Source organism: Bradyrhizobium sp., from assembly GCF_027307225.1.
In the GTDB taxonomy this organism is placed as follows: Bacteria; Pseudomonadota; Alphaproteobacteria; order Rhizobiales; family Xanthobacteraceae; genus Bradyrhizobium.
On the sequence record NZ_DAHUXJ010000149.1, the window covers coordinates 85,122 to 110,787 of the forward strand.

Annotated in this window: 20 protein-coding genes and 1 tRNA gene; 11 read left to right on the forward strand and 10 right to left on the reverse strand. The window is 61.9% G+C overall.

Going from position 1 to position 25,666, the window contains the following annotated elements; translation table 11 throughout:
• Positions 1-17 precede the first annotated feature (17 nt).
• Positions 18-281 carry a hypothetical protein gene (locus M6D32_RS25210; protein ID WP_298261439.1) on the reverse strand — a complete coding sequence of 88 codons (264 nt, stop codon included), beginning with the start codon at positions 279-281 and terminating at the stop codon, positions 18-20.
• A 104-nt stretch (positions 282-385) separates the two neighbouring features.
• On the opposite strand from M6D32_RS25210, the gene M6D32_RS25215 reads away from it, so the two are divergent.
• Positions 386-574 (forward strand): hypothetical protein, encoded by a 189-nt coding sequence (locus tag M6D32_RS25215; protein WP_298261441.1) that lies wholly within the window; start codon positions 386-388, stop codon positions 572-574.
• Positions 575-849: 275 nt separating this feature from the next.
• Here M6D32_RS25215 and M6D32_RS25220 read toward each other — a convergent pair whose 3' ends face one another.
• Positions 850-1,938 carry an FUSC family protein gene (locus tag M6D32_RS25220; protein ID WP_298261444.1) on the reverse strand — a complete coding sequence of 363 codons (1,089 nt, stop codon included), beginning with the start codon at positions 1,936-1,938 and terminating at the stop codon, positions 850-852.
• Between the two features lie 501 nt (positions 1,939-2,439).
• Here M6D32_RS25220 and M6D32_RS25225 point away from each other — a divergent pair.
• Positions 2,440-2,709, forward strand: a complete 270-nt coding sequence (locus M6D32_RS25225; protein ID WP_298261446.1) for a hypothetical protein — start codon at positions 2,440-2,442, stop codon at positions 2,707-2,709.
• A gap of 288 nt (positions 2,710-2,997) precedes the next feature.
• Complete coding sequence (locus M6D32_RS25230) at positions 2,998-3,846, forward strand: CmcJ/NvfI family oxidoreductase (RefSeq protein ID WP_298261449.1); 849 nt, start codon at positions 2,998-3,000, stop codon at positions 3,844-3,846.
• Between the two features lie 13 nt (positions 3,847-3,859).
• Here M6D32_RS25230 and M6D32_RS25235 read toward each other — a convergent pair whose 3' ends face one another.
• Complete coding sequence (locus tag M6D32_RS25235; protein WP_298261451.1) at positions 3,860-4,246, reverse strand: hypothetical protein; 387 nt, start codon at positions 4,244-4,246, stop codon at positions 3,860-3,862.
• 150 nt (positions 4,247-4,396) lie between these two features.
• On the opposite strand from M6D32_RS25235, the gene M6D32_RS25240 reads away from it, so the two are divergent.
• Both M6D32_RS25240 and M6D32_RS25245 read left to right on the forward strand, forming a co-directional pair.
• Positions 4,397-4,472: transfer RNA gene (locus tag M6D32_RS25240), tRNA-Lys, on the forward strand.
• 413 nt (positions 4,473-4,885) lie between these two features.
• Positions 4,886-5,089, forward strand: coding sequence for a hypothetical protein (locus tag M6D32_RS25245; RefSeq protein ID WP_298261453.1), 204 nt, complete (start codon positions 4,886-4,888; stop codon positions 5,087-5,089).
• A 38-nt stretch (positions 5,090-5,127) separates the two neighbouring features.
• Here the strand turns inward: M6D32_RS25245 and M6D32_RS25250 are convergent, their stop codons facing one another.
• The 3 genes from M6D32_RS25250 to M6D32_RS25260 all read right to left on the reverse strand — a co-directional run bounded on the left by M6D32_RS25250 (position 5,128) and on the right by M6D32_RS25260 (position 9,567).
• Positions 5,128-5,784, reverse strand: a complete 657-nt coding sequence (locus M6D32_RS25250; protein ID WP_366145861.1) for a hypothetical protein — start codon at positions 5,782-5,784, stop codon at positions 5,128-5,130.
• A 184-nt stretch (positions 5,785-5,968) separates the two neighbouring features.
• Positions 5,969-8,803 carry a glycosyltransferase gene (locus M6D32_RS25255; RefSeq protein ID WP_298261455.1) on the reverse strand — a complete coding sequence of 945 codons (2,835 nt, stop codon included), beginning with the start codon at positions 8,801-8,803 and terminating at the stop codon, positions 5,969-5,971.
• A gap of 203 nt (positions 8,804-9,006) precedes the next feature.
• Positions 9,007-9,567 carry a beta-1-3, beta-1-6-glucan biosynthesis protein gene (locus M6D32_RS25260; protein ID WP_298261457.1) on the reverse strand — a complete coding sequence of 187 codons (561 nt, stop codon included), beginning with the start codon at positions 9,565-9,567 and terminating at the stop codon, positions 9,007-9,009.
• A gap of 254 nt (positions 9,568-9,821) precedes the next feature.
• Between M6D32_RS25260 and M6D32_RS25265 the strand changes: the two genes are divergently transcribed.
• Positions 9,822-11,447, forward strand: a complete 1,626-nt coding sequence (locus tag M6D32_RS25265) for a beta-(1-6) glucans synthase (protein ID WP_298261459.1) — start codon at positions 9,822-9,824, stop codon at positions 11,445-11,447.
• Here the strand turns inward: M6D32_RS25265 and M6D32_RS25270 are convergent.
• On the reverse strand, positions 11,407-11,787 hold the full coding sequence (locus M6D32_RS25270) for a hypothetical protein (RefSeq protein WP_298261461.1): 381 nt from the start codon (positions 11,785-11,787) through the stop codon (positions 11,407-11,409). The genes M6D32_RS25265 and M6D32_RS25270 overlap by 41 nt on opposite strands.
• A 337-nt stretch (positions 11,788-12,124) precedes the next feature.
• The gene (locus tag M6D32_RS25275) at positions 12,125-13,618 is read right to left on the reverse strand and encodes a hypothetical protein (RefSeq protein ID WP_298261463.1); all 1,494 of its coding nucleotides are present in this window, start codon (positions 13,616-13,618) and stop codon (positions 12,125-12,127) included.
• Positions 13,619-13,798: 180 nt separating this feature from the next.
• Between M6D32_RS25275 and glmU the strand changes: the two genes are divergently transcribed.
• From glmU to M6D32_RS25290, 3 genes are all read left to right on the forward strand, one after another.
• The gene (gene glmU / locus M6D32_RS25280; protein WP_298261465.1) at positions 13,799-15,154 is read left to right on the forward strand and encodes a bifunctional UDP-N-acetylglucosamine diphosphorylase/glucosamine-1-phosphate N-acetyltransferase GlmU; all 1,356 of its coding nucleotides are present in this window, start codon (positions 13,799-13,801) and stop codon (positions 15,152-15,154) included.
• A 304-nt stretch (positions 15,155-15,458) separates the two neighbouring features.
• On the forward strand, positions 15,459-17,285 hold the full coding sequence (gene glmS, locus M6D32_RS25285) for a glutamine--fructose-6-phosphate transaminase (isomerizing) (protein ID WP_298261467.1): 1,827 nt from the start codon (positions 15,459-15,461) through the stop codon (positions 17,283-17,285).
• Positions 17,286-17,403: 118 nt separating this feature from the next.
• On the forward strand, positions 17,404-18,183 hold the full coding sequence (locus M6D32_RS25290) for a DUF502 domain-containing protein (protein ID WP_298261468.1): 780 nt from the start codon (positions 17,404-17,406) through the stop codon (positions 18,181-18,183).
• Positions 18,184-18,185: 2 nt separating this feature from the next.
• Here M6D32_RS25290 and recG read toward each other — a convergent pair whose 3' ends face one another.
• Positions 18,186-20,291 carry an ATP-dependent DNA helicase RecG gene (recG, locus tag M6D32_RS25295; protein ID WP_298261470.1) on the reverse strand — a complete coding sequence of 702 codons (2,106 nt, stop codon included), beginning with the start codon at positions 20,289-20,291 and terminating at the stop codon, positions 18,186-18,188.
• A 275-nt stretch (positions 20,292-20,566) separates the two neighbouring features.
• Here recG and M6D32_RS25300 point away from each other — a divergent pair, with 275 nt between their 5' ends.
• Both M6D32_RS25300 and mfd read left to right on the forward strand, forming a co-directional pair.
• The gene (locus M6D32_RS25300) at positions 20,567-20,857 is read left to right on the forward strand and encodes a succinate dehydrogenase assembly factor 2 (protein ID WP_298261473.1); all 291 of its coding nucleotides are present in this window, start codon (positions 20,567-20,569) and stop codon (positions 20,855-20,857) included.
• Positions 20,854-24,372, forward strand: a complete 3,519-nt coding sequence (mfd, locus tag M6D32_RS25305) for a transcription-repair coupling factor (protein ID WP_298261475.1) — start codon at positions 20,854-20,856, stop codon at positions 24,370-24,372. The genes M6D32_RS25300 and mfd overlap by 4 nt, the downstream gene beginning before the upstream one ends.
• A 5-nt stretch (positions 24,373-24,377) precedes the next feature.
• Here the strand turns inward: mfd and M6D32_RS25310 are convergent, their stop codons facing one another.
• Entirely contained in the window at positions 24,378-25,610 is a 1,233-nt protein-coding gene (locus M6D32_RS25310; RefSeq protein WP_298261477.1) for a GGDEF domain-containing protein, read from the reverse strand.
• Between the last annotated feature and the right edge of the window lie 56 nt (positions 25,611-25,666).

Here is a 25,666-nt window from a genome sequence, read left to right on the forward strand (position 1 = left end):
CTACCCCGCAGGCGACCTTAGTAGTGCGCCGCTCCGCCGCACTCGTCCGGCACGTAATGCGGGTTCATCAGGCAGGCATTGTCGAGCGTCGAATCCCAGCCACCGCGCCGGCGCCAGAAGCTCCAGGCGAGGTAGTCGCAGTACCTGCTGTGGGGATTACCGGCCTCCCGGGTCGCGCAATAGATGCTCTCGCCATAGGAGGCGCGTGGCATCGGCCTTGCCGTGGCAACGCTTGCCGTGAGTGCCAGTGCCGTCGCAGCCAGAAGAAGGGTCGTTTTCATGTGGGTGTTCTCTTGTGATCTTTCTCGCCGAATTTAGACGCCCCTGATGAAGATTTCATCCTTTCGTGATGCGGCTCACAGAATTGTAATTGAACGGGCAAGGCATGAAGCCAACGCCTTCATCAAGCGCGAGCCACCCGGCCGACGACTCGGTCGCAATGATCGCCGATTCCGACATCGACTACATCACCACGCCGGCGAACTTCATGAAAGACGTCTCGTTCATGCACAGGGTCGGGCGCCCCCGATCGAGCGCGAGAGCGCCGCCCACGGCTGCCCCGCACTGGCGATAGTTGTCCGCGAAGCCGGATTTCGCCCTGACGACGTCGTTTTGGTTCCCCGACGAAATGGGCGTGAAACACAGGGCTGTAATCCTTGTCAGCAATCAACACAGGGGTTGATTCCATGACATTGATCCTTCGCCTCATCTATCGGGAATATTGCCGGGCCTGCTTCATGCGCTACCGGTACTTCTGATCGCGCCTTCTGATTGCGGGGCCGCCGCCACATCGGCCAAAGCCAGCCAATATCCTCCAGCTTTGCTCGAGGTTATTGGCTGAAACCGCCCCTAGCCGTGGGCCCATTCGCCGACCACGCGATGCACTTCGAGCAGGTGTTCGCGAAGCTGTTCGAGTGCGAAGCCGAGCGCAAAGAAGCGCTCGGCGGTTTCGCTTTTCATGTCCCGCGTCAGTCCCTCGTGACGCACCGCGCCGAATGCCTCGAGGTAATCGCGGAAGGCGAGTTCGACGGCGTCCGGGCTGGGGGGAGCCTCTTGGTCGCGCAAGGCGACGGCGCTGCTGCGGAGGAAATCGCGCGCTGAGGCCTCGACGTGGCCGATCGATGGTTTCAGCCGCTCGGCGACACCTTGCGGCAGTTCGCAGCCGACCACGCGGCCGAGCAAGACGATGTCATGGCGCAGCCGTAGCAGCGTCCGCAACAGAGGCCCGGTTGCCGGACCCGAGGTGAGGCGGGCGCTGCGCTCATGCTCGGCCTCGGCTCCGGTCGCATTCAGCCGGGTCAGCGCGGCCGCGATCCCGTCCTGAATGCGCCGCCGCTCGGCCAGGTCGAGTTCGCGGGTGTGGTCTTTCAGAAACCGTGAAAGGCTATCCGCCAGCAGGTCCAGCATATCGGCTGCGGCCTGGACGGTGATCGCATTCGCGCGCGAGGGAAACAGCAGAAAGGACACGATGAAGCCGACGGCTCCACCAACAGTGACCTCCAACACACGATCGATCGCCGAGCCCGCCGGGCTGACATGCTGCATGCTCGGCACCAGAAGCACGATGATCGCGGTCACCGGCAGCACGTTGAAATTGGCGCGGAAGGAGGCAATGAAGGCGAGCGGCGCGACCGCCAGCGCCAGCACCGCGAGCAGGGCCCATTCGCTTTCGTGCGGAATCAGAATCGCCAGCGCGCCGCCATAGGCGACGCCGCCAAAGGTACCGATCAGATAGTCGCTCGCCACCTTCAACGAGCGGCCAAGGCTCATCTGGGTCACGATCAGCGATGTCAGGACTGCCCAGAGTGGCAGATGCAGGTGCAGCACTTGCGCTACCGCGAAGGCCAGCACGGCGGCGACCGTGACGCGCAAGGCGAGAATCAACTGCAACCGATAGCGGTGAAGGTATTTGCGGATCAGTGCCAGCAATCGGGCCATGTGGCTTTCGTCGGAGAACTGCGCTGGCGTGGCGTCGGAATCAGGACACTGACATTCGGGTAAGGCTCTAGTGCTCCGATTCCGAAGTTCGTGAAGGTGGGCGCTGCGATGGAGCACGAACTTCGGAATCGGAGCACTAGGAGCAGGTTTAGGCCAGCCGTCGCGCGAAAACAATGCAGGCTGGCGGCAAGCTCGCAGCTTGGCCGGAGAACAGGAACGCCAAAAATAAACGGCCCCGGTGCAGTTGGGGGCAATTTCCACTGTACCAAAGGCCGTTCATCGCCTTTTTCAGCGTGTTGGTCACACTGGGAAGGCTTGGGGGCGACAGCGACCATATTCGTTTCGCCTTACACGGGCCTTACGCAGCCGCACTCCAGGCAACGCCGCAGTCTTAAAAATTGTTAACGGTATTTGCGCCTCGCAAAACATCACGTTGGATTGAAATTTCGGAACGTCCTTCTGCGCGCGGGGTTGATCGGGCGTAAGTGATGGAGAAAACCAATGAGTATGATGAAAGCGATCAGCGCTGCGGTAATTTTGTCCGCCGCCGTCGCCGCCCCGGCGTTCGCGCAGGAGTACGGACCTGTGGGCGGACCGTATGGGCCGGGATACGGCCCCCCAGCCTATTATCGGTCGTATGGTCAGGTGCCTGGCGACTATCCGCCCCAGACCTCGGATGAGTACTGGAGCCTCATGAATCACGGCTTCACGGGACGAGATCCGTCGCGCGTCGGCAGTGACTCGCCGTCAGTGAATCCGTCAGGCAGCTAAGCGGTCATAGCGCAAGATCGAGCAAATTCGCAAACTGCCCCGAAAGCTTGATTCCGGGACCGTTCGCGTTGTGCCCAGTCCAGGTCCGAGCGCGCATGCATTCCGTGACATGGCAAGCTCTGAACAGAAAAAGCTTGTCGGCAGGCGGCTGCTTTGGCGAAAGGATTTGCTCCCGGCGATGCTCACGACAGCTGTTGCGTTGCTATTTCAGGCGGACGGTTGCCGCCCCTTGTTGCCTTCGGGATGCCGGACCAAATCTCCTGTATGTCTGAATTGCGGGAGATGCTCATGAGCCTGGTCGAGAGAAAAATCGAATCGCTGCCCTTCGTCCTTGGTGAACTGAACTACCTGGCGCCGACGGACGGCAAGCCGCGGACTTATGCGTTCGATCCGCCGCCCGGAGAGCCCAAATCCACCGCATTGCCGGAAGCGCACCATGTGCCCATCTTCGACGGCCGTTCGATTGCGAATGGTTTCTCGCTCGATCGCGAAGGTTTTGCGCTGGTCCGGCACCCGACCGCAGTACGTGACTTCTACGATGATAAGGAGATACGGCAAGTTTACTATCCTGCCGCAGAAGCCTTCATCAGGGCGACGCTGCGCGCCGACCGCGTCGTTATCTTCGATCACACCGTACGCAAGCGGGTTGACAGTGCAGCCGATATTCGCGGCGCCGGCCCGCGGCAGCCCGCCACGCGCGTGCATGTCGATCAGACCGACGCGTCCGGCGCCAACCGGGTGCGCGAACACCTGCCTTCCGAGGCGGACGAACTGCTCAAGGGCCGCGTGCAGGCGATCAATCTATGGCGCCCCATTCGCGGCCCGGTGCGCGACACGCCGCTAGCGCTTTGCGATGCGACCAGCGTTGCCGAGGGCGATCTCGTCGCCTCCGACCTCGTCTACCCGAACCGCAACGGCGAGACCTATTCGGTCAAATTCAATTCGGACCATCGCTGGTTCTATTTTCCGGAGATGACGGCGGACGAAGCGCTGCTTCTGAAGTGCTACGATTCAGCGACCGACGGCCGCTCCCGCTTCGCCCCGCACACGGCGTTCGTTGATCCGACGACGCCGAAAGACGCCCCGCTGCGGGAAAGCATCGAGCTCCGCACGCTGGTATTCCACCGGGAAAAGTGATGCGCTCCTGGTGCTAAAGCTCCCAAGGAACAGTTCGTGCGAACGCATTGGTTCCCTTGCGATTGCGAGCTTGCTCAGGCTGTTGATATCTGCCGTTGCCGAGTTGCGGGATCGCAGCGGAATCGCCTAGCGTTTCTGTGGGGTAGGCAAATGAGAGCATTGCGATGGCTTCATCTGCCTTGGAGAACGCCCTTACCGCTACCTGCATCATCGTTGCGCTTGTGGTTGTGTGTTGGGGAATAAAGATTCTGGTTGCGTGAGCGAGTTGGCTGCCTCGCAGGCAAGCTGCGACCGTTTTTCCTCGCTGATTTGCTGGGTCGACGGTTCGGCTTGCCTGCCAGGCCAGCGTCAAGCTACCGGCATCAACCGTCTGCGCCGGTTCGTTCGCGGTAGCCGCCATGGACGTTGCTTCATCTGCATATGCTTTCACATCGGAAGTAGCGAGCAAGGCGCCGCAACCCCGTCGGAATTTCCGAAGATCGGTCTCGCCCCCTGCTCGGCGGGCGCTATTGACCCGCACCCGGCAGCCCCCTACACAGCGGCCTTGAGCGAGCGCGTAGCTCAGATGGTAGAGCACGTGACTTTTAATCACGGGGTCCTGGGTTCGATCCCCAGCGCGCTCACCAATAAAATCAATAACTTAATAGCATTTGGTGGGCAGGGTCGATTGCCGTTACCGGTCGCACCCGCAGGCCTGTTTACTGGACAGTTTTCGCTCCGTGTGGTCGTCTGAGGACGTCTTAGAACCGCGGTATTTACGACGGAGATTGCCGCAGTTATTTCTGCGGTGCCGCTAACGAGCGTTTTGGCTTGTGATGGTGGCTGCAGTTTCCTGCAGCCCCGAAGGATCTCCAGAACGTCGTTGGCTCAGACTCCAAAGCCGATCAACGACAACCGGTGCGGGACGATTGCGTCGGCCCGCATTGTGCCAGGCAGAGCAATCCATCGCCGTTCAGCCTGCTGTCCGCCGATTCAGAAGCGATCAATTCAAGGAAGCCAAAGAAGCCGACCGGGCAGTGAGACCGTAAGGGAGGACAAAATGGGATTTTTTGACATCCTGTTTGGAAGGACCTCGGAACCCGCCAAGAAACTCTTTGCCAAATTCAGACGAAAATCACAGGCGCCGACGGATCCCGATCTTCTGAAGATCGCCAAAGACCGCAAAGGGCATATCTCGCGCAAGGCGGTGCACGCCGAGTATAATCGGCTGATCGTGGAGAAGTACGCCCACGATAAGGCGTGACCTCCAGGCTCAGCCAGTGGTGCGTGGTGCGCTGTGGTTTAGCCTTCGGGGCTTTGTCCAGTGCTCCGGCTCTGGACCGGTGCTATGGCCAACGGCGCTCCACCAACCGAAACGGGTCCCATAGGCCCGGCAGATTTTGACATGCGAGCCCACCTTTTGCGGGCCAGCAGCCGGCTGCGCGCGCGTCCTTTTGAAATGGAGGAGGTTATCTCCGGCGCAATCGCGTTTTGGAGCGTGTCGACCTTCGCCATCAGCGTCGACAGTTGAGAAGATATCTTCTTGATGTCGGACTGTTCGTCCGTGACGCTCTGCCGTAGCCCAAGAAGCGTCGTTGAATCCTTCTGAAGCAGGGCCGTGTGTTGTTGCAACGCGGCGTTATTCTCTTGCAACGAGGCGGTGTATTGCTGCTGGGCCGATTGAATATCCTTCAAGGCCGTGACAACCGGATCTGGTACTTGAACTGAGGCTCGATGGTGCGGAAGCAGCTCGGACAACGTGCCGATATCCGGCAACGCGAGACTGACGTTTGGCAAGGAGATATCGAAGGACGACGGCAGCGTGTAGATGGCCGCCGTACCGTTGATGGCCAAGGCGAACACCGACAGGGCCAGGATCGATTTCCGGCTGGGCCGTTTGCTGGGCACGGTGGGCTCGAGTTGTTCGGTTTGGCTCTGCGTTTCCGATGTGTTGGTCACGTGCACCCCAATGCGTGAATAAAAAGGAGCCGCCGCTGGATTCGTCCTCGCGACGGCTCCTTTACGCGTGACCCAACTAATACTGCTATGGATCATAAGCGGACGAGATTAATTCCCAGTTAGCGCCACTGTCGGTTGCGCTTCCTGTGCGATCTCGGCGCAGCCAAGACCGCACCGGGGGCTGTCAGCTGGCCTCGGAGCGGATCTCGTTGACTGCCGGCTGCGGCGGGGCGACCGAAGGTAACGCCACCGGCCGCAAGCCGATCAGCTCGGCGGTGCGCACGCCCGCATCGTGCCAGAATTTGAACGAGTTGATCCGGGAGCTCTCGAGGATGGCGATCGCGACCGCCGACAGGAACGGCAGGCTTTCCAGCACCAGCACGCCCGCGAAGATATAGATCTCGCGGATCTGCTTGGAATTATTGGTGACCACAAGCACGACAGCGCCGATCAGGAGCAGCACGCCGATGACGGCTTCCCAAAATGCCTGAAACTCGATTGACATCCGCGACAGGCCGCCTTTGGAGGTGCGCGCGAACGGCAGATGTTCGGTGATCAGGCCCTGCGCGACCGCGCGTGCCACTGTCCACTGCACGCTCATGGCGGCGATCATGGCGCCCAGCATCTGTCCCCATTTCACCGGCACGCGCAGGCGGTAGAGAATGAGGAAATGCGCCAGCGTCACCACGAAGGCCGCGATGATCGGTAGCGTCAAGATCTTGTCGGGAATGGCGATGTCGGCAAAGGCGACGATCGGCACCCAGATCAGATTAAGGATCGCGACCACGACGCCAAGGCTTTCCGCGCCAAGCCAGTTCAGCCAGCCGAGCGAAAATTCGCGCTTCTGAACCCGCGACAGCCGGCTCCCGCCGGGCAGGAAACGCCGCCAGTGCTTCTTGACGATCTGGAAGCCGCCATAGGCCCAGCGATGGCGCTGCTTTTTGAACGCCTCATAGGTATCCGGCAGCAGCCCGTGGCCATGACGATAGTTCGTGTAGTGCGTCAGCCAGCCGTGCTCGATGATGTTCAATCCGAGATCGGTGTCTTCGCAGATGGTGTCACCAGCCCAGCCGCCTGCCATATCCATCGCGGTACGGCGGATCAGGCACATCGTGCCATGCACGATAATTGCGTTCTCCTCATTGCGTTGGACCATGCCGATGTCGAAGAAGCCGGCATATTCGCCGTTCATGATGTAGTGCATCAGCGAACGGTCGCCATCGCGATGATCCTGCGGGGCCTGCACGAGCCCGACGCGCGGATCGGCAAAGACAGGCACGAGGTCCTTCAGCCAGTCCGGGCCGACGACATAATCAGCATCGATGACGCCGATGATCTCGGCATCGACCGCGGTCCGCTCCATCGCGATGCGCAAGGCGCCGGCCTTGAAGCCCTGAACCTTCTCGGCATTGATGAACTTGAAGCGCTCGCCGAGGGTGCGGCAATGATCCTGGATCGGTTGCCAGAATGCCGGATCGGGCGTGTTGTTGATGATCACCACGCATTCGAAATTCGGATAGTCGAGCCGGGATACCGCATCGAGCGTTGCTTTCAGCATCTCCGGCGGTTCGAAATAAGCAGGAATATGGATCGAGACTTTCGGGAAGCTCAAGCCGTCGCCGATGGTCGCGGGCACGGTCGGCGCGCCCTTGACGATGAGCCGGCGCGGCTTTCGGCCAAAGGTAACGGCGGCAATTTCCTCTACCCGCGCCATCGCGATCAGGATCAGCGGCACCAGCAGGGTCAGGCCGAGCGACAAGGCGAAGGATGAACCGAAGACGAAGTAGTGCCCGTTCCAAAAGGCAAAAACGGTGGCAACCCAGGCACCGACGCCGTTGGCTGCTGCCGACAGCGTCAGCGCCTGCAAGATCGTCGGTTCGGCCAGGCCCAGGATCGGCAGCGACATCAGGATTCCGACCAGTAGCGCAATCCCCGCAAGCTTCCAGTAGTCCGGATTGACGATCGGGCCGGCCCAGTTGAACTTGGCGTCGCCGTCGTATTTGAGAACGCCCCAGTATGGACCGACGCCACCCTCGAAATATTTCCAGGGTCGATCGATGCCCTCGACGATGTTGTAGTCCACGCCAATGGCTTGGGCGCGGCTGACGAAATTGCGCAGCACCGTTGCTTGTTCGAAAAGACCGGGCACAGCATTTCCCAGGTTATAGCCCGCGCTCGGCCAGCCGAATTCCGCAATCATGATTCGCTTGCCCGGGAATTGCTTGCGAAGGGAGTTGTAGCGGTCGATGGCTTGATCGACCGCCTCAGTCGAAGAGAATCGCTCCCAATAAGGCAGCACGTGCGCGGCGATGAAATCGGCGGCGTAGCCGAGGTCGGGATGCTCGCTCCAGACGCTGTAGATATCGCCGGTCGTCACCGGCACCCCATTGACCGATTTCTTGACCCGCTGAATCAGGCGGATGAGCCGATGGGCATTGTTCTCAGCCTTTGCCCATTCAATTGCTTTTTCCCTGTCCTTCGCGGGCGCCGTTTCGGCATCCTTGATTCGCTGGACTTCCTCGGCCTCTATTCGCTGGAACTCGCCCGCGGACGCATCTCGCTCCGAGGGAGGTACCAGGTTTTCGAGCGGAATCTGCAGGTCGGTGAAGATCGTCTCATTGCCGACGACGATGCCGATGACGTTGCTGTTGTGCCGGGCGAGATCGATGGCGGCATCGATCTCACGGTCGTTGCGATCGGTATCCTTGGCGATCCAGATGCCGAGCATGACCTTCATGCCCAACTCGGCGGCGATTGGCGGCACCAGTTCACTGCCTTCGGTCGAGGTATAGAGACGGACGGCGCGGCTGACAGAGGAGAGTTTCTTCAGATCAGCGCGGATCGTCTCGGCGTCCGCGGCAGGGTCAGCCGTGGCGTTGTGACCCGGTTCGAAAGGCGTATAGGAAACGCTCGGCAGGACACCCGTGAAGTCAGGGGCTTGTCGCTTATCCTGAAAAAAACCCCAAAGCGCGGCGTGGGCAGCGGTAACCAACAACAAAACGGCGACGACGGCGCGCATCGCAACTAACCATACGGGGCGTGCAGTGGAATAAAGCGAACCCGTCCCCAAGGTTCGGCAGACACGGGAGCGATTCTAAGGATAATCCTGCCACGCAATTTAACAACTGGTATGCACGGATGGCGTTTTGAGGGCGCAGATCGAGGCGCGCCGCCCTCAATCCTTCAAAGTCCGCATCGTTCCTATTCAGGCGGACGGGCGGACTACTTCGTGGCGGGAGCCGGGGCCGCGGCGGGAGGTGCGCCGGCGGCGCTGCCGGCCGTGGTGGCAGCAGGGGCAGGCGTCGCGGCGACCGCCGCCTGCGGCTGGGCATTCGGATTGATCCAACAGGTGTGAATGCGGTTGTTCAGGCTGTTCGCCACCTTGTCGTCAATCTGGGGGAGGAAGCGGGTGAGGCAGCGGAACGTCGCCTGCACATGGCCCCCGGGGCAGCCGAAGCGGTCGTACAGGTCGAGATGGCGGAAGGCGGTATCGAGATCGTCCCGGTACATCAACTGAACGACCCTGCGACCGAGCCAGACGCACTCCGGGTTGCCGGCCGGACCACTGATGGCCTGGGCGGCTTCGGCAAATTCGTCGGTCTTGCGCTGGTTTTCCTTGGCCGCCTCGGCAGCAGCGGCTGCTGACTTACCGGACTGGTCGCCATTTTGCGGCGTACCGCTCTGGGCCAACGCACTGCCGAACCCGAGCATCAGGGCTAGTCCGGGAACCACGAAGTAGCGCAAAACAGAAAACCGAGCCTGCAGAAACAACCGCTTACGCATAAATTCCCCGATTTGGTTCCCAGCCGGGTCCCGTTGGCTACGATCCCACCCAACAACGCTTGCCGCCGAATTGGGTCTCCAATACGGCAAGAGGGCGTGCCGGAATCCCATGGCGGAGATTTTGGATTTTGGCAAGCAAACCCACAACTTTAACGTACCTCTGTAAAGCCGGCGGAGGCTTGGGACGGGCCCCGCTCTTTCCCGCTCTTGGCAGATTGCCCGCGACCGGTTAATCGACGATCCCGGCCCGGAGGATGGAACCGATTACTTTTCGCACGCCGCTGGCGCTTCTCATACTATCCTTAGGTTCGATCGCCGCGCTGTGGTGGTGGCTCGCCACACCGATCTCGCTGGCGCGTGCCCCGATCGACCCGCACGCCAAGCTGATGTGCGTTTCCTATGCCCCTTTCCGTGATGACCAGTCGCCGCTATCGCCGTCGACCTACATCTCAGCAGGGCAGATTTCCGAAGACCTTGCCCAACTCGCCAAGGTATCGGACTGCGTCCGCACGTATTCGATTGCAAACGGCCTCGATCAGGTCCCCGAGCTTGCGGCCAAGGTGGGGCTGAAGGTCATCCAGGGAATCTGGCTGAGCAGCAGCCGCCAGAAGAACGCGGTTCAACTCGCAACCGGTATTCGGTTGGCCAAGGAATACCCTTCCACGATTACGGCCCTCGTTGTCGGGAATGAGGTCTTGTTACGCGGGGAGATGACCCAGTCGGATCTCGCCGCCACGATCCGATCGGTCAAGGCGCAGGTCTCGGTGCCCGTCACCTATGCCGACGTCTGGGAGTTCTGGCTGCGCTACCGCGAGATCTACGACGCGGTCGACTTCATCACCATTCACATCCTTCCGTACTGGGAGGATCTTCCAGTCCGCGCCAAATACGCGGCTGCCCATGTTCAAGCCATTCGGCATCGCATGGAAATTGCCTTTCCGGGCAAGGAAATCCTGATCGGCGAAACCGGTTGGCCCAGCATGGGGCGCATGCGCGCTGCCGCCTTGCCCTCCCGCACCAACCAGGCGCTGGTCGTCTCCGAGATTCTTGATCTCGCCAAGCGCGAAAACTTCCGCGTCAATCTGATCGAGGCCTATGACCAGCCGTGGAAGCGCCAGCTCGAAGGCACAGTCGGCGGCTACTGGGGGCTGTTTGATTCCGTGCACCGGGCGTTGAAATATCCGCCGGGGATTGCCATCAGCAACTATCCCTATTGGAAGCTGCAAATGGCCGGCGGCATGGTGCTGGCCATCCTGACATTTGCGGTCGGCTGGTTAGCCTTGCGACGCAAGCCCTGGAAACCGGGGCTCGCGGCGTGGATCGCGGTCGGTATTTCCGCCACCACTGCCGGTGCGCTGCTCGGCATGGCCGTCGACAAGATGTATTACGAAAGCTACGGCATCGGCGGTTGGCTATTCTGGGGCTTTCTGCTGGCCGCCGGCGTCACCTCGCCCTTGCTTGGCGCGCAGGCCTTGATGTCCGGCCGCGGGGTGCCGACCTTTCTCGAAGTGCTCGGTCCCGCCGACTATCGCGACCGCTCGTGGTCGGCTTCGATCCTCGGGCTGGTTCTGGCGATCACCACGGTCATCGGCGCCGACACCGCGATCGGCCTCGCGTTCGATCCGCGCTATCGGGATTTTCCCTTCGCAGCCCTGACCATGGCGGTGGTCCCGTTCGCGCTGCTCTCCCTGCTCAAGCGCCCGAAGGAGGGCGCCCGCCCGATCGCGGAGGCGGCGTTTGCGGGTTTGCTTGTGATGGCGGCTATCTATACCGGCTTCAACGAAGGTTCGGACAACTGGCAGTCGGTGTGGACTTGCGTGATGTATGTCCTGCTCGCCGCTACGCTGTGGCGGGCGCGGGCCGTGCAAATCCCAAAATAAGCAGGCCGATCGCAAGCCCCGACAGGACGACGTTATAGAGCACGATGCCGAGACCGGCCGCGATCAGGCCGAGCGTCAGCAGGACGATGGACGGCCGGATGAGATGCAGGGCCGCGATGACAAGCGCGGTTATTCCGAAAACCGAATTGCGAAACAGCGTGGTCGCAAGCGACCTCGATTTGCAGAGCAGGGTTTGCAGACCCGCATCGCAGGCGAGCGACGTAGACGACAACTCGATCGCCATGTAGCGAACGTAGATCGCGTAGCCGACGGTGAGGAACCCCACAATCAGCAGCCACTGCACCTGATAAGGGGAGAGGCGGAACGGGGCTTTGGTCACGGGGATATCCTTCGGCAAGCTGAGCCGGTTTGCCGCTTTTGGTTCGGACGCGCAAGGCCAATCTGAAAGTCACGTCTGAAAGCCTTCTTGAGAGCAATCAAGAAGATCTTTCAACCGGCTGGAGTAATGAGGTTTTTACCTCGTCGGGGTGCGAAAATCAGTTCCACCGCGACTTAGTGGAGTGGATTTGACATTCGCTACCCACTTGGCCGCGAGTTCGTCAGGCGAATGTCAAATCCAAAACTCCACTAGAAACCTATATTTGCTAGTGGTCCTTTGATTCTAACATTCGCAAAAGTGGCCGCTGAGATGGGATGCGAATGTTAGAATCGGACCACTAGTGCTTGCCGAAAATCAGCGACAGCGTCGACGGCTGCTCCTCCTTCGGGGGCGGCGGCGGGGGATCGTCTTCCTTGGCCTGTCGCTTTGGCGCGTAGTGCCTGTGGGCGGGGTATTTCGGCTTGGTCTCGGCCTCTGGTCTGGCTTCGGAGGCAGGCTTGGTCTCCGACGAGGTTCGTGTGTTCACCTTGGGCTGCTGGTCAGCGCCCATGCTGAGCCGCTGACCTTCGAACACCGTGGTGCTGCAGCCCCGATCGCTCACCGTCAGTGAGGCGCAGATTTTCGCCGCCGCCGCCGCATCGTTGATCGGTCCCGCTACCAGCCGCAATTGCATGCCGAGCCCGTTGTTATTTTCCTTGATGACGATGATCGGACGCAACGTCGCCAGCGCCGCATTGGACCGTGACTTCAGAAGCCCGCGCCACAGCGCGCGCAGACCTGGAAGCGAATTCGCGCCGCCGACATCGACGCCGAATTCCGTGCGTCGCGCCACGAGTTCGGGCGGCGAGTCCGGTTCATTTTCCCCGGCGGCCTTTTCCTCTGATGTCTTTTCCTCCAACGCCTTTTCCTCTGACGCCTTTTCCTCTGACGCCTTGGGCGCGACCGCAGCGATTTCAGGCATTGGTGCTGAGGTAAACGTCTTTGGCGGCGAGGCTTGCCGGGGCGGTGAGGTCGGTTCGATGAGTTTTTCGGCCGCCGGATCCGGCGGTGCCATCATCGATTTCGGCGCCATCAAATAGCCGAACGGCTGCACCGAAGCGCTTTGCTGCGCGTTCGCCAATTTCATGGCCGAGCTCGGTTCCGGCGGAACGGTCGTTGAGGCTTGCTTGTCCTTTTTGTCGGCAGTAACCGGCATGGTTGCGGCCACCGACGTCACCACGGGGACGGGTGGAGTGGGCTTGGAGGCGGCTGGAGGCAGCTCGGCGCTTGCGGTGACGGCCGGTGCCGTCGATGCGGTCACCGTCGGCGCTACTGGGGTGGTCGCCGTGGCCGGAGCTGACGCAGGTTGTGGCGCGGAAGAACTGGCAGACGGAGCCGCGTTTGCACCGGCCTGGCCGGCCTTGGCGGGGCTTGCGCCCGTTGGCTGCAGCGACGGCGCGGGAGCTTGCCGCGAGATCGCTCCGGTCACGGAATCGAGTCCCTGCTCAAGAACGGCAACGCGGGCGTAAAGCCGGTCGCGATCGCCGTTGAGCGTATCGACGGCGGACGCCAGCCGGTGGGTCTCGTTCTGGCTTTCCTTGGCGGTGAGCTGTAGCTGCTGGGCTTGCTTCATCAGATCGACGGAGGCGGTCTGTTCGCGCCGAAGGCCGATTGAGGATTGGTTGGTAACGAGCGCCACGACGACGGCGCCGACCGAGATAGCCGCCCAGGTTCCGAGCCGCCACAGCGTGCGACGGTCGAATTCGTCCTCCTCGGCGAGCAAGCCGGATAGCCCCCCGCCGGTCTCTTCGACGTCCAACCGGCCGCGCTTCCTGTCGGGATCCTTCGCCATGAGATGTCTTCGGCCCCCCTCGGCCCCAACCGAATCAACCGGTAAACATTAACAGGAAATCGGCCGCTATCTTCCGATCGTCACCGTGAGTCGAAGCGAATCCGGTTTCCTTCGGAGACCAAAAGGCTCTATGAGGGCGGCGGCGGCCGGGGCCGCTTGAGGTGGATCAAGGGAATTCCGATGAGCGGCAGGACCAGCCTGACCATCGTACTTGCTGCCGGCGAGGGAACGCGAATGCGCTCGTCCACGCCCAAGGTTTTGCACCCGGTCGCCGGACAGTCGCTGCTTGCTCATGTGCTGTCGGCCGCCCCCAAGGGAGCTGGCACGTCGCTTGCGGTCGTGATTGGGCCGGATCACCAGGCCGTCGGCGACGAGGCAAAGCGGTACCGGCCGGATGCCGAGACGTTCGTTCAGCGCCATCGCAAGGGCACGGCGCATGCGGTGCTGGCGGCGCGCCAGGCGCTGGCGCCCGGCGCCGACGATCTGATCATTGCCTTCGGCGATACGCCGCTGATTTCGGCGAAAACATTCGAGCGGTTGCGAACGGCCTTGAATCAGGGTGCAACGCTGGCCGTACTCGGCTTTCGGGCCGCCGACCCTACCGGCTACGGACGTCTTTTGGTCGAGGGCGGGCGTCTGATGGCGATCCGCGAACAGGCCGATGCGAGCCCGGCCGAGCGCGACGTCACGCTGTGCAATGCCGGCGTCATGGCTTTTGACGGCCGCAAGGCGCTTTCGATTCTCGAAAAGATCGGCAATGCCAACAGCAAGGGCGAGTACTATCTGACGGATGCGGTGACAATCGTTCGGGATCTGGGATTGGAGGCTGTCGTGATCGAAACCGGCGAGGATGAAGTACGCGGCATTAACACCAAGGCGCAACTTGCCGAAGCGGAGGGCGCGATGCAGGTGCGCTTGCGCAAGGACGCCATGGAAGCCGGCGTGACCCTGATCGCGCCGGAGACGATTTTCCTTGCTGCCGACACCAGCTTCGGCAAGGACGTAACGATCGAGCCATTTGTCGTCATCGGACCGGGCGTCTCGATCGCTGACGGCGCCGTGATCCACTCGTTTTCCCATATCGTGCAAGCCTCGATCGGCAAGAACGCGTCGGTCGGTCCGTATGCGCGCTTGCGGCCGGGGACTTCGCTCGGCGAAGGCGCGAGGATCGGCAACTTCGTCGAGACCAAGGCCGCGACGCTCGAGGCCGGCGTCAAGGTCAACCATCTGAGCTATGTCGGCGACGCCCATGTCGGCGCCAATTCCAACATCGGCGCAGGCACTATTACCTGCAACTATGATGGCTTCAGCAAGCACAAGACCGAAATCGGCAACGGCGCTTTCATCGGCACCAATTCGTCGCTGGTGGCGCCGGTCAAGATCGGCAAGGGCGCCTATATCGGCTCGGGTTCGGTGATCACCCGCGACGTGCCGGACGATGCCATGGCGGTTGAACGCAGCCAGCAAACCAATCGCGAGGGCGGGGCCACGCGCTACCGCGAGCTCAAGACCCGCGACAAGCCGCCGAAGAGCTAGCGCGGCGAATTTGAAGTTCCTATCAGGATTGCGGCAAGTTCGTCATAGGAACTTCAAATTCAAAGCCGCACTGGAATCATATGCTTGCTGGTGTCCCTTTGGTTCTGACATTCGCAAAAGTGGGCGCCGCGATATGATACGAATGTCAGAACCGGGACACCAGTTAAGGCAGCTTGTTAAGCCTTCCATTTAACGCTGTCTCAATCTAACGCTGTCTCAATCGGCAATAATTATTGAATATGTCGGCGCAGCCTAATTTCGCTAAGAGACCTTCGGGCTTTTGGATCGTGGGGGTAACTACCGCATGTGCGGCATCGTCGGCATTCTCGGACGCGGACCGGTCGCCGAGCAATTGGTGGATTCGCTCAAGCGTCTCGAATATCGCGGCTATGATTCCGCCGGCGTTGCGACGCTGGAAGGCGGCAAGCTCGAGCGCCGCCGCGCCGAAGGCAAATTGAAAAATCTCGAAGCCCGGCTGCGCGCTGAGCCGCTGAAAGGGCACACCGGCATCGGGCACACGCGCTGGGCCACCCACGGCAAGCCGACCGAAAGCAACGCCCATCCCCACGCGACCGAGAACGTCGCCGTAGTTCACAACGGCATCATCGAGAATTTCCGCGAACTGCGGCAAAGCCTCGAAGCGAGGGGCGCGAAATTTGCCAGCGAAACCGACACCGAAGTCATTGCCCACCTCGTCAACTCCTACCTCCTGAAAGGTGCCTCACCGCAGGAATCGGTGAAGGCGACGCTGCCGCAGCTTCGCGGTGCGTTTGCGCTCGCGTTCGTCTTCCAGGGCCACAAGGATCTTCTGATCGGCGCGCGTCGCGGCTCGCCACTTGCGATCGGCTACGGCAAGGGCGAGATGTATCTCGGCTCGGACGCGATTGCGCTCGCGCCGTTTACCGATACCATCAGCTATCTCGAGGACGGCGACTGGGCTGTGCTCACACGAGATGCTGCCGTGGTCTACAACGCCATGAATGAGCGCGTCCATCGCGAGGTACTGAAGTCCGGCGCGTCGTCATTCCTGGTCGACAAGGCCAACTTTCGCCACTTCATGGCGAAGGAAATTCACGAGCAGCCGGAAGTCGTCGGTCATACGCTCGCGCGCTACGTCGATATGGCGACCGATCGGGTGTCGTTACCGCTGAACCTGCCGTTCGACTTCAAGGATATTCAGCGCATTTCCATTTCCGCCTGCGGCACCGCGAGCTATGCGGGCTACATCGCCAAATACTGGTTGGAGCGGCTGGCGCGGATTCCGGTCGAACTCGACGTCGCCTCCGAGTTCCGCTACCGCGAGCCGCCGCTGTACAAGAACGATCTCGCGATCTTCATTTCGCAGTCGGGCGAGACCGCCGACACGCTGGCTGCCTTGCGCTATGCAAAGTCGCAGGGCTTGCACACGCTCTCCGTCGTCAACGTGCCGACCTCGACCATTGCCCGCGAAAGCGAGACCGTGTTGCCGACGCTCGCAGGTCCCGAGATCGGCGTCGCCTCCACCAAGGCCTTCACCTGTCAGCTGATGGTGCTAGCCGCGCTGGCGGTTGCCGCCGGCAAGGCGCGCGGCGCCGTCTCGGATACCGACGAAACCAGGCTCGTTCATGGCCTCGTCGAAATTCCCCGCCTGATGGCGGCGGCCCTGGCAACAGAGCCGCAGATTGAAAAGCTCGCGCGAGACATCTCGAAATCGACCGACGTGCTCTATCTCGGCCGCGGCACCAGCTATCCGCTGGCGCTGGAAGGCGCGCTGAAGCTCAAGGAAATCTCCTACATCCATGCGGAAGGTTACGCCGCCGGCGAACTCAAGCACGGGCCGATCGCCCTGATCGACGAGAAGATGCCGGTCGTGGTGATCGCGCCCTACGACCAGGTGTTCGATAAGACGGTCTCCAACATGCAGGAAGTGGCGGCCCGAGGCGGCCAGATTATCCTGATGACCGATGCCAAGGGCGCCGCGGAAGCGACGATCGAATCGCTTCTAACGATCGTGCTGCCGGACATGGGGGCTATGTTCGCCGCGATGGTCTATGCCATTCCGGTTCAACTGTTGGCCTATCATACCGCCGTGGTCATGGGCACCGACGTCGACCAGCCGCGAAATCTCGCCAAATCGGTAACCGTGGAATAACGGCCAGGTCGGATTAACGGGAGTCTTCCGCGGGTTAACATTAGGGGTCTTCAAAAGTCTGTTAGGATGGCATAGCTGGCGTATAAGACTGCCGCCTCGACCGACCTGGAACCCCCCGATGGACCGCGACGATTTGCCCCCGCCCAAGCCCCCGGCCGAGCCTTCGCCGGAGGTCCATAGCGGCTTCGTTGCCCGATTCCGCAACTATTTCCTCACTGGCCTGATCGTCGCCGGCCCAATCGCAATCACCTTCTATCTGACCTGGTGGTTTGTCACCTGGGTCGACGGCCTGGTGCGGCCGTTCGTTCCCATTGCCTACCGGCCGGAGACCTATTTGCCGTTCGGCCTGCCCGGTTCGGGGCTGGTCGTTGCAGTGTTCGCGCTGACGCTGCTCGGGTTTCTCACTGCCAACCTGATCGGGCGCACGCTCGTCGATCTCGGCGAGCGGCTACTTGGACGCATGCCGGTGGTGCGTGCGATCTACCGCAGCCTCAAGCAGGTATTCGAGACCTTGTTTTCGGGCAAGGGGTCGAGCTTTCGCCGTGTCGGCCTTGTCGAATTTCCTTCGCCCGGCATGTGGTCGATCGTGTTGATCTCGCAAGCGCCGAGCGAAGAGATCGCGACGAGCATTCCCGGCCAGGAAGAGCATATCTCCGTATTCCTGCCTTGTGCGCCCAACCCGACCACGGGGTTCTTCTTCTACGTCCCGAAGAGCAAGATCGTCGAAGTCGAGATGAGCACCGAAGATGCCGCCACGCTGATCATGTCCTGTGGTGTGGTACAGCCGGGCACCAGTTCTGACCCGCAGAAGAAGATGGCGGCACTCGCGGGAATGGCGCAAGCCGCGCAGGCGGCAAATGCTTCCGCGCGGCTGCCGGAACCGGCGAAGGTCGACTGAGCTTAGCCCGCGCCCATCAGCGGTATGGCTTCGCCGCGTTCAAACAAATAGAGCAGGCAACGCAGCGCCTCGCCGCGCGATCCCGTCAGTTTCGGATTGTCCCTCATGATGCGCAGCGCTTCGTCGCGGGCCTGGACGATGAGCTGGCCGTGCACATCCGATCGGGCGATGCGATAGCCGGGCAGGCCGCTTTGCCTGATGCCAAGGACATCGCCTTCGCCGCGCAGCCGCAAATCCTCTTCCGCGATACGAAAGCCGTCGGTGGTCTCGCGTATCACTGTCAGCCGGGCTTTCGACATTTCGCTGAGCGGCTCGCGGTAGAGCAGCAGGCAGGTCGAAGCCTCCGAGCCGCGGCCGATCCGGCCGCGCAATTGGTGCAATTGCGCGAGCCCGAAACGTTCGGCGTTCTCGATCACCATGATGGTGGCCTCGGGCACGTCGACGCCGACTTCGACAACGGTCGTTGCCACCAACAGATTGGTCTCGCCGGCAGCAAACTGCGCCATGGTCCGATCCTTGTCCGGTCCGCGCATCTTGCCGTGGACGAGGCCGACCTTGTCGCCAAAGCGTTCCTTCAGGCTCGCGAAGCGTTGTTCGGCATCGGTGAGGACCACTTCCATGGCCTCGGATTCCTCCACCAGCGGCACGATCCAATAGACGCGCTTGCCTTTGTCGATCGCACGCCAGACCGCGTCCATCACCTCTGCAAGCCGGCTCATCGGGACCGCGCGCGTATCGATCGGCTGCCGTCCGGCGGGCTTTTCGCGTAACTCCGAGACGTCCATGTCGCCAAAATAAGTCAGCACCAGCGTGCGGGGGATCGGTGTTGCGCTCAGCACCAGCACATCGACGGCTTCGCCCTTGGAGGTGAGCGCAAGACGCTCACGCACCCCGAACCGGTGCTGTTCATCGACCACCGCCAGCGCGAGCGATTTGAAGATCACATCGTCCTGGATCAGCGCATGGGTGCCGACCAGCAAATCGATCTCGCCGGTCTCGAGCCGCGCCAGAATATCGCGACGTTCCTTGCCTTTTTCGCGCCCGGTAAGGATCGCAACCCGCATGCCGGCGCGTTCGGCGAGCGGCGTGATGGTCTTGATGTGCTGCCGCGCCAGAATTTCCGTCGGCGCCATCAGCGCGGCCTGCTTGCCGACCTCGGCCACGGCTGCAGCTGCGAGTAGCGCAACCACCGTCTTGCCGGAGCCGACATCGCCTTGCAGCAGCCGCAGCATGCGGACGGGTTGGCGCAGATCGTCGGCGATGGCGGCCGCCGCCTCGCGCTGGGATGGGGTGAGCGCATAGGGCAGCGCGTCGATGATTTTCCGCCGCAAATGGCCATCGCCGGCATGACGATTGCCCGCGGGACGCCGCAACTGCGCGCGCACCAGCGCGAGCGCCAGCTGGCCCGCGAGCAGTTCATCGAAAGCCAGCCGCGACCAGAACGGTCCATCCGGCAGAATATCGGTCAGTTCGATGGGGATATGGACGCGGTTCAACGCCTCCCTGATGGGCGGAAATTTACAGCGGCGAATGACTTCGCCGCTGATCCATTCCGGCAGATCGGGCAGCTTTTGCAGTGCTTGTGCGATCGCCCGCCGCAGCGAGCCAAGCGCCAATCCCTCCGTTAGGGGATAGACCGGATCGATCCCGGATAGTTTGGCAAAACCGGCCTCGTCGACGACGCGGTCGGGATGCACGATCTGCGGTACACCGTCGAACATCTGCAAGGTGCCGGAGACATAGCGCTTGGCACCGACCGGAAGCAGCTTCTGAATGTAGTCGGCCTTGGCGCGGAAATAAGTCAGGACGACGTCGCCGGTGTCGTCGCTGGCGTAGACCAGATAGGGTGCCCGCGCGTTGCGCGGAGGCGAGGGCCGGTGGCGATCGACGGTCACTTCCAGCGTAACCACGGTTCCCGCCAGCGCGTCGCGAATTTTCGGCCGGGCTCGGCGATCGATCACGCCGGAGGGCAGATGCAGCAAGAGATCGATCAGCCGCGGCGTCTCTTCGCGCCCGAGCAGGTAGCGAAACAGCTTGTCCTGCTTGGGGCCGACGCCGGGCAGGCTCGTGACCGGCGCAAACAGGGAATTGAGCACAGGAGGGCGCATCAAAATCTTTCGTCGCACACAATCCGTCATGCGTGGACCCGCCGCCTTCGCTAAAGCTTCGTCGGCCGAGTGAGCTAGTGGCCCGGCGCAGCCGCGGCGGAGACGGGATCCGCGCATCCATCTCTTTTCAAAGATGATGGATTGCACGGTCCAGCCCGGCAATGACAACCTTGTGGCAATCACGCAACTGTTGGGGCTGACAACGGGCATTCGGATGGCTATATCAACGCCGCCCGGCACGTCCGGGCGTTTGGCGTTGAACTGGAATTGAAGAAATGACGGGAATGACACGGTCGAGCGGCGGCCTCGATGACCGCCGCAAGCGGCTCTTATTTCGCTGCTGGCATCGCGGCACCCGTGAGATGGATCTCATCCTCGGCCGCTTTGCCGACACCACAATCGAAAGCCTGTCCGACCATGAGCTTACCCAACTCGAGCGCCTGATCGAGGTCCCCGATCCCGATCTCTACGCTGCGCTGTCAGGCGATGGGCAGCTGGCTCCGCAATATGCCGGCGCGCTGTTCGACCGGATCAAGGCGTTCCGGCCGGGAGAGCAGGGCGAATGAAACAGCCAAGCCAATCGCCTGCGCAATCGTTGGTTCCCGGCCGCGCCATTACCTTTGCCAACGTCGCCGAGGGCGCCGAAGGGCTCATTCTCTCGGACCTGGCACGCGCGGTCGCCGCGCGGCCGACGCGGTCCGCCGTCAGCCTTGCGGTGGTCTGCCGCGACGGTCCGCGGATGCAGCAGCTTGCCCGCGCGCTGTCGTTCTTCGCACCGGATTTGTCGGTGCTGCATTTTCCGGCCTGGGACTGCCAGCCTTACGATCGGGTGTCCCCGCACGGCGGTATCCTCAGTCAGCGGATGACGACGCTCGCGCAACTGTCGCGTCTCGCCGGCAGCGAAAAGCCGCTGATCGTGCTGACCACCGTGAACGCGATCGTGCAGCGGGTGCCCACGCGCGATCTGGTCGCGGCACAAGCGCTCTCGGTGGCGCCGGGCCATGTCGTGCCGATGGATTCCATCGTCGCCTGGCTCGAGCACAATGGCTATAGCCGCTCATCGACCGTCCGCGAACCCGGCGAATACGCCGTACGCGGCGGCATTCTCGATCTGTTTCCGGCCGGGCTCGATCAGCCGGTGCGCTTCGATTTCTTTGGCGACAGCCTGGAGTCGATCCGCAGCTTCGACGCCGAGACCCAACGCACGCTGCTCGACATGCGCTCGCTCGATCTCGTGCCGATTTCCGAATTTCAGTTGACCACCGAGACCATCCGGCGTTTCCGCATGGGGTATGTCGCAGCCTTTGGCGCGCCCGGTCGCGACGACCAGCTCTATGAGGCCGTGAGCGAAGGCCGCCGCCATCCCGGCATGGAACATTGGCTGCCGCTGTTCCACGATCACATGGACACGCTGTTCGATTATCTCGGCGATGCGCCGATTGCGATCGAGCCGCAAAGCGAAGACGCAACCATCGAGCGCTTCAAGCAGATTGCCGATTATTACGAGGCCCGGCGCGATGCGCTCGAACATCCCGGCAGCGGCGCGATCTACCAGCCATTGCCGCCGGACCGGCTCTATCTGACGGACGACGAATGGAAGAAGCGGCTGCAAGAGGCAGCCTTGGCACGGCTGACGCCGTTCGCGGTGCCTGACGGCAGCGCCGATACGGTCGACGCCGGCGCGCGACAAGGACGGAATTTTGCGCCGGAACGCAATGACGGCTCAGTCAATGTCTTCGAAGCGGTCGTCGGGCACGTCCACGCTCTGCAGGCTGAGCGCAAGAAGGTTATCATCGCGCTATGGAGCGAAGGCTCGCGCGATCGCATGGAAAGCATGCTTCGCGACCACAAGCTGCTCAACCTGACCAGCGTCAATGCCTGGCGAACCGTGCAGGCGACGCCACGCAACGAAACCATGCTGGCGGTTGTCGGCATGGAAACCGGGTTCGAGACCGACCAGGTCGCAATCCTCACCGAACAGGATATCCTCGGCGACCGTCTGGTACGGCCGCGCAAGGCGAGCCGCAAGCTCGACAACTTCATCTCGGAAGTCACGAGCCTCGCGACCGGTGATATCGTCGTTCACGTCGAGCACGGCATCGGCCGCTTCGTCGGTTTGCAGACGCTTGATGTCGCCGGCGCGCCGCACGACTGTCTCGAACTGCATTATGCCGCCGAAACCAAACTGTTCCTGCCGGTCGAGAACATCGAACTGCTCTCGCGCTTTGGCTCCGACAGCGCCAATGTGGAGCTCGACCGGCTTGGCGGCAGCGGCTGGCAGGCCCGAAAAGCCAAGCTGAAGAGCCGCATCCGCGAGATCGCCGGCGAATTGATCAAGATCGCCGCCGAACGTCATCTGCACGAGGCGCCGAAACTGCCGGTGCAACCGCATGTTTATGACGAATTCTGTGCGCGCTTCCCCTACGAAGAGACCGAAGACCAGCTCACCGCCATCAACGCGACCTTGAAGGATCTCGAGATCGGCCGTCCGATGGACCGGCTGATCTGCGGCGACGTCGGCTTCGGCAAGACCGAGGTGGCGTTGCGCGCAGCCTTTGCCACCGCGCTCGACGGCAAACAGGTGGCCGTCGTTGTGCCGACGACGCTTCTGGCGCGCCAGCACGCCAAAACCTTTACCGAGCGCTTCCGCGGATTTCCGGTGAAGGTCGCGCAGGCCTCGCGCCTGATCGCGGCCAAGGAATTGACGCAGGTCAAAAAGGGACTGACGGACGGATCGATCGATATCGTGGTCGGCACCCATGCGCTGCTCGGCAAATCGATCAAGTTCCGCGAACTCGGCCTTCTCATCGTCGACGAGGAACAGCACTTCGGCGTCAGCCACAAGGAGCGGCTCAAGCAATTGCGCGCCGAGGTGCATGTGCTCACGCTGAGCGCGACGCCGATCCCGCGCACGCTACAACTGGCGCTCACCGGCGTGCGCGAACTTTCGATCATCGCTTCGCCGCCGGTCGACCGCCTGGCGGTTCGCACCTTCGTGGCGCCGCACGATCCCCTGATGATCCGCGAGGCGCTGCTCCGCGAGCGTTACCGCGGCGGGCAGGCGTTCTATGTGGTGCCGCGCATCGAAGATCTCGCCGGCGTCAAGGATTTCGTCGACAAGAACGTGCCGGAAATGAAAGTCGCGGTCGCGCATGGCCAGATGCCGCCGACCGTGATCGAGGACATCATGTCGGCGTTCTACGACGGCAAATACGACATTCTGTTGTCGACAACGATCGTCGAGTCCGGCCTCGATATCCCGAATGCCAATACGCTGATCGTCCATCGTGCCGACATGTTTGGTCTCGCCCAGCTCTACCAGTTGCGCGGACGGGTCGGGCGCTCGAAGCTGCGCGCCTATGCACTGTTTACGCTACCGGCGCAGCAGAAGATCACCGCGCAAGCCGAGCGGCGGCTGAAGGTGCTGCAATCGCTGGAGACATTGGGGGCCGGCTTCCAGCTTGCATCCCACGACCTCGATATCCGCGGCGCCGGCAATCTGCTCGGCGAGGAGCAGTCCGGCCACATCAAGGAAGTCGGCTTCGAGCTCTATCAGTCGATGCTGGAGGAGGCGATCGTCAACCTCAAGGCCGGCGTGGTCGAGCCTGCCGCCGACCGCTGGTCGCCGCAAATCACCATCGGCATGCCGGTGCTCATTCCCGAGCACTATGTCGCAGACCTCTCCGTCCGGCTGTCGTTGTACCGGCGGCTCGCCGATCTCGAGACCGACGAGGAGATCGACAATTTCGCCGCCGAACTGCGCGATCGCTTCGGCGTGTTGCCGGACGAAGTCCGCTACCTCTTCAAGGTTGCGGCGATCAAGAACTATTGCCGCAGGGCCAATGTCGAAAAGGTTGATGCCGGACCGAAAGGCGCGGTCATCACCTTCCGCGACAATAAATTCGCACAACCGGATCGTCTGGTGTTCTTCATCCGCCAGCATGGTCAGGCTGCGCGCGTGCGCCCGGATATGAAAGTGGTGTTCTTCCAGGACTGGGAAACGGCCGAGGAACGGCTTGCCGGGACGACCGAAATCCTGCGGCAACTCGCGAATCTTGCCGAGGATCGCAAGGCCGCCTGACCGGTTCAGGACGCGGCGCGGCGGCCTTCGTCGTTGAGGCGGGCGAGTAGCGATTGCGCCGTATCGGAAGGCTCCAGCGTCGCAATTGAGACGGTGGGCTCGTTTCCCCGCCTGTCCTTGCTGTCATAGGCCGTGTGTCGCATGACGCTGGAGAGCCGCCGCGCGATTACATGCGCTGTGCGTAAATCGGTTTCGGTAAGCACGACCAGCGCCGATCCGTCGGCGTAAAGCGTTCCGAAATCCATCTGCCGCATCAGCCGGCTGAGGAGCCGCGCGCCGTCGCGCTGCGCGCGTGAATTGGCAGCACCGAAAGCGAAGCGCGCGACCGACAATCCGCTGCCATTCGCGAGCGTCTGCCGGACGGCGGTGGCAAAATCACGCTCGAAGGCGTCCGCCGTCAACAATCCGGTCAAGGGATCGAGCAAGCCGCCGGCATCGATCGAACGCAGTGTTCGGCTCAAATGAGCTTCAAACGCACGCTGACGGATCAATGGCAGTGCATTCGCCGCGATATAGGCTGGATCGCCGCTGATGACTTCCAGGTTTGGCAAATCATAGCTCGGCACGAGTCCGGCGAGCGTGGCCACGATCGGCAAATTGCGAAACCGCGGATCTTCACTAAGGACGGTAAGAAAGGCGTCGACCACGCGGTCTGTGAAGCCTTCTCCGAGCACGATGCCGTCGATGTCACGGGTGTTGAGGTGCCTGGCGGCCGCCTCAATGCTGAGCGCCCCGACAACGCCCACCCGCTCGCCGAGGGCGACGGACAGAGCGGGATACGTGCCGCCGCGTCCGACCAGAAGCACGGTCGCATCATGGAGTGGATCGATTTCAGCGCCCGCCGCTTTGACGGGCTGATCGCTCAGCCGGCGCAGGACCGTCGTGTGCAGGGTTCTGACCCTGAGCGCGGCCCGCAGACGCGGAGTCAGCCGATCCCATTTGCGACGGACTTGCGAAAACGGGATGGCATTTCCAGGCAGCACAATCTTCGGGTCGATTGCGAGCAGCGGCAGGTATGGCTGAATGGCGTTGATTTGTCCGGCCAGTGCATCGAGCTTGCCGTCGGCACGATCATCCGCAGTGGCGATGACGACGGTGGGATGCAACTGCATCACCGCCGTCGATGCTTCGGCCCAGCTTGTTTCGATCACTGGAAACATCGCCTCGCCTAGCACCGCCGCGAAGGCCGGCGGCCTGTCGTCAGACACGACGAGGATCAAGCCTTGCTGCTGGGACATCTCAAAATTCGGATCAACGCGGTTGGTTTGCTGGCGCGATCCTAGTTTGGCGAGCT

What these genes read in the sequence shown, in the direction of transcription:
- M6D32_RS25300 (WP_298261473.1), top strand. Translation starts at nt 20,567, where the DNA reads ATGACGGGAATGACACGGTCGAGCGGCGGCCTCGATGACCGCCGCAAG.
- M6D32_RS25220 (WP_298261444.1), bottom strand. Translation starts at nt 1,938, where the DNA reads ATGGCCCGATTGCTGGCACTGATCCGCAAATACCTTCACCGCTATCGG.
- glmS (WP_298261467.1), top strand. Translation starts at nt 15,459, where the DNA reads ATGTGCGGCATCGTCGGCATTCTCGGACGCGGACCGGTCGCCGAGCAA.
- M6D32_RS25215 (WP_298261441.1), top strand. Translation starts at nt 386, where the DNA reads ATGAAGCCAACGCCTTCATCAAGCGCGAGCCACCCGGCCGACGACTCG.
- glmU (WP_298261465.1), top strand. Translation starts at nt 13,799, where the DNA reads ATGAGCGGCAGGACCAGCCTGACCATCGTACTTGCTGCCGGCGAGGGA.
- M6D32_RS25245 (WP_298261453.1), top strand. Translation starts at nt 4,886, where the DNA reads ATGGGATTTTTTGACATCCTGTTTGGAAGGACCTCGGAACCCGCCAAG.
- M6D32_RS25255 (WP_298261455.1), bottom strand. Translation starts at nt 8,803, where the DNA reads ATGCGCGCCGTCGTCGCCGTTTTGTTGTTGGTTACCGCTGCCCACGCC.
- mfd (WP_298261475.1), top strand. Translation starts at nt 20,854, where the DNA reads ATGAAACAGCCAAGCCAATCGCCTGCGCAATCGTTGGTTCCCGGCCGC.
- M6D32_RS25290 (WP_298261468.1), top strand. Translation starts at nt 17,404, where the DNA reads ATGGACCGCGACGATTTGCCCCCGCCCAAGCCCCCGGCCGAGCCTTCG.
- M6D32_RS25225 (WP_298261446.1), top strand. Translation starts at nt 2,440, where the DNA reads ATGAGTATGATGAAAGCGATCAGCGCTGCGGTAATTTTGTCCGCCGCC.
- M6D32_RS25230 (WP_298261449.1), top strand. Translation starts at nt 2,998, where the DNA reads ATGAGCCTGGTCGAGAGAAAAATCGAATCGCTGCCCTTCGTCCTTGGT.
- M6D32_RS25310 (WP_298261477.1), bottom strand. Translation starts at nt 25,610, where the DNA reads ATGTCCCAGCAGCAAGGCTTGATCCTCGTCGTGTCTGACGACAGGCCG.
- M6D32_RS25260 (WP_298261457.1), bottom strand. Translation starts at nt 9,567, where the DNA reads ATGCGTAAGCGGTTGTTTCTGCAGGCTCGGTTTTCTGTTTTGCGCTAC.
- M6D32_RS25235 (WP_298261451.1), bottom strand. Translation starts at nt 4,246, where the DNA reads ATGGCGGCTACCGCGAACGAACCGGCGCAGACGGTTGATGCCGGTAGC.
- M6D32_RS25275 (WP_298261463.1), bottom strand. Translation starts at nt 13,618, where the DNA reads ATGGCGAAGGATCCCGACAGGAAGCGCGGCCGGTTGGACGTCGAAGAG.
- recG (WP_298261470.1), bottom strand. Translation starts at nt 20,291, where the DNA reads ATGCGCCCTCCTGTGCTCAATTCCCTGTTTGCGCCGGTCACGAGCCTG.
- M6D32_RS25265 (WP_298261459.1), top strand. Translation starts at nt 9,822, where the DNA reads ATGGAACCGATTACTTTTCGCACGCCGCTGGCGCTTCTCATACTATCC.
- M6D32_RS25210 (WP_298261439.1), bottom strand. Translation starts at nt 281, where the DNA reads ATGAAAACGACCCTTCTTCTGGCTGCGACGGCACTGGCACTCACGGCA.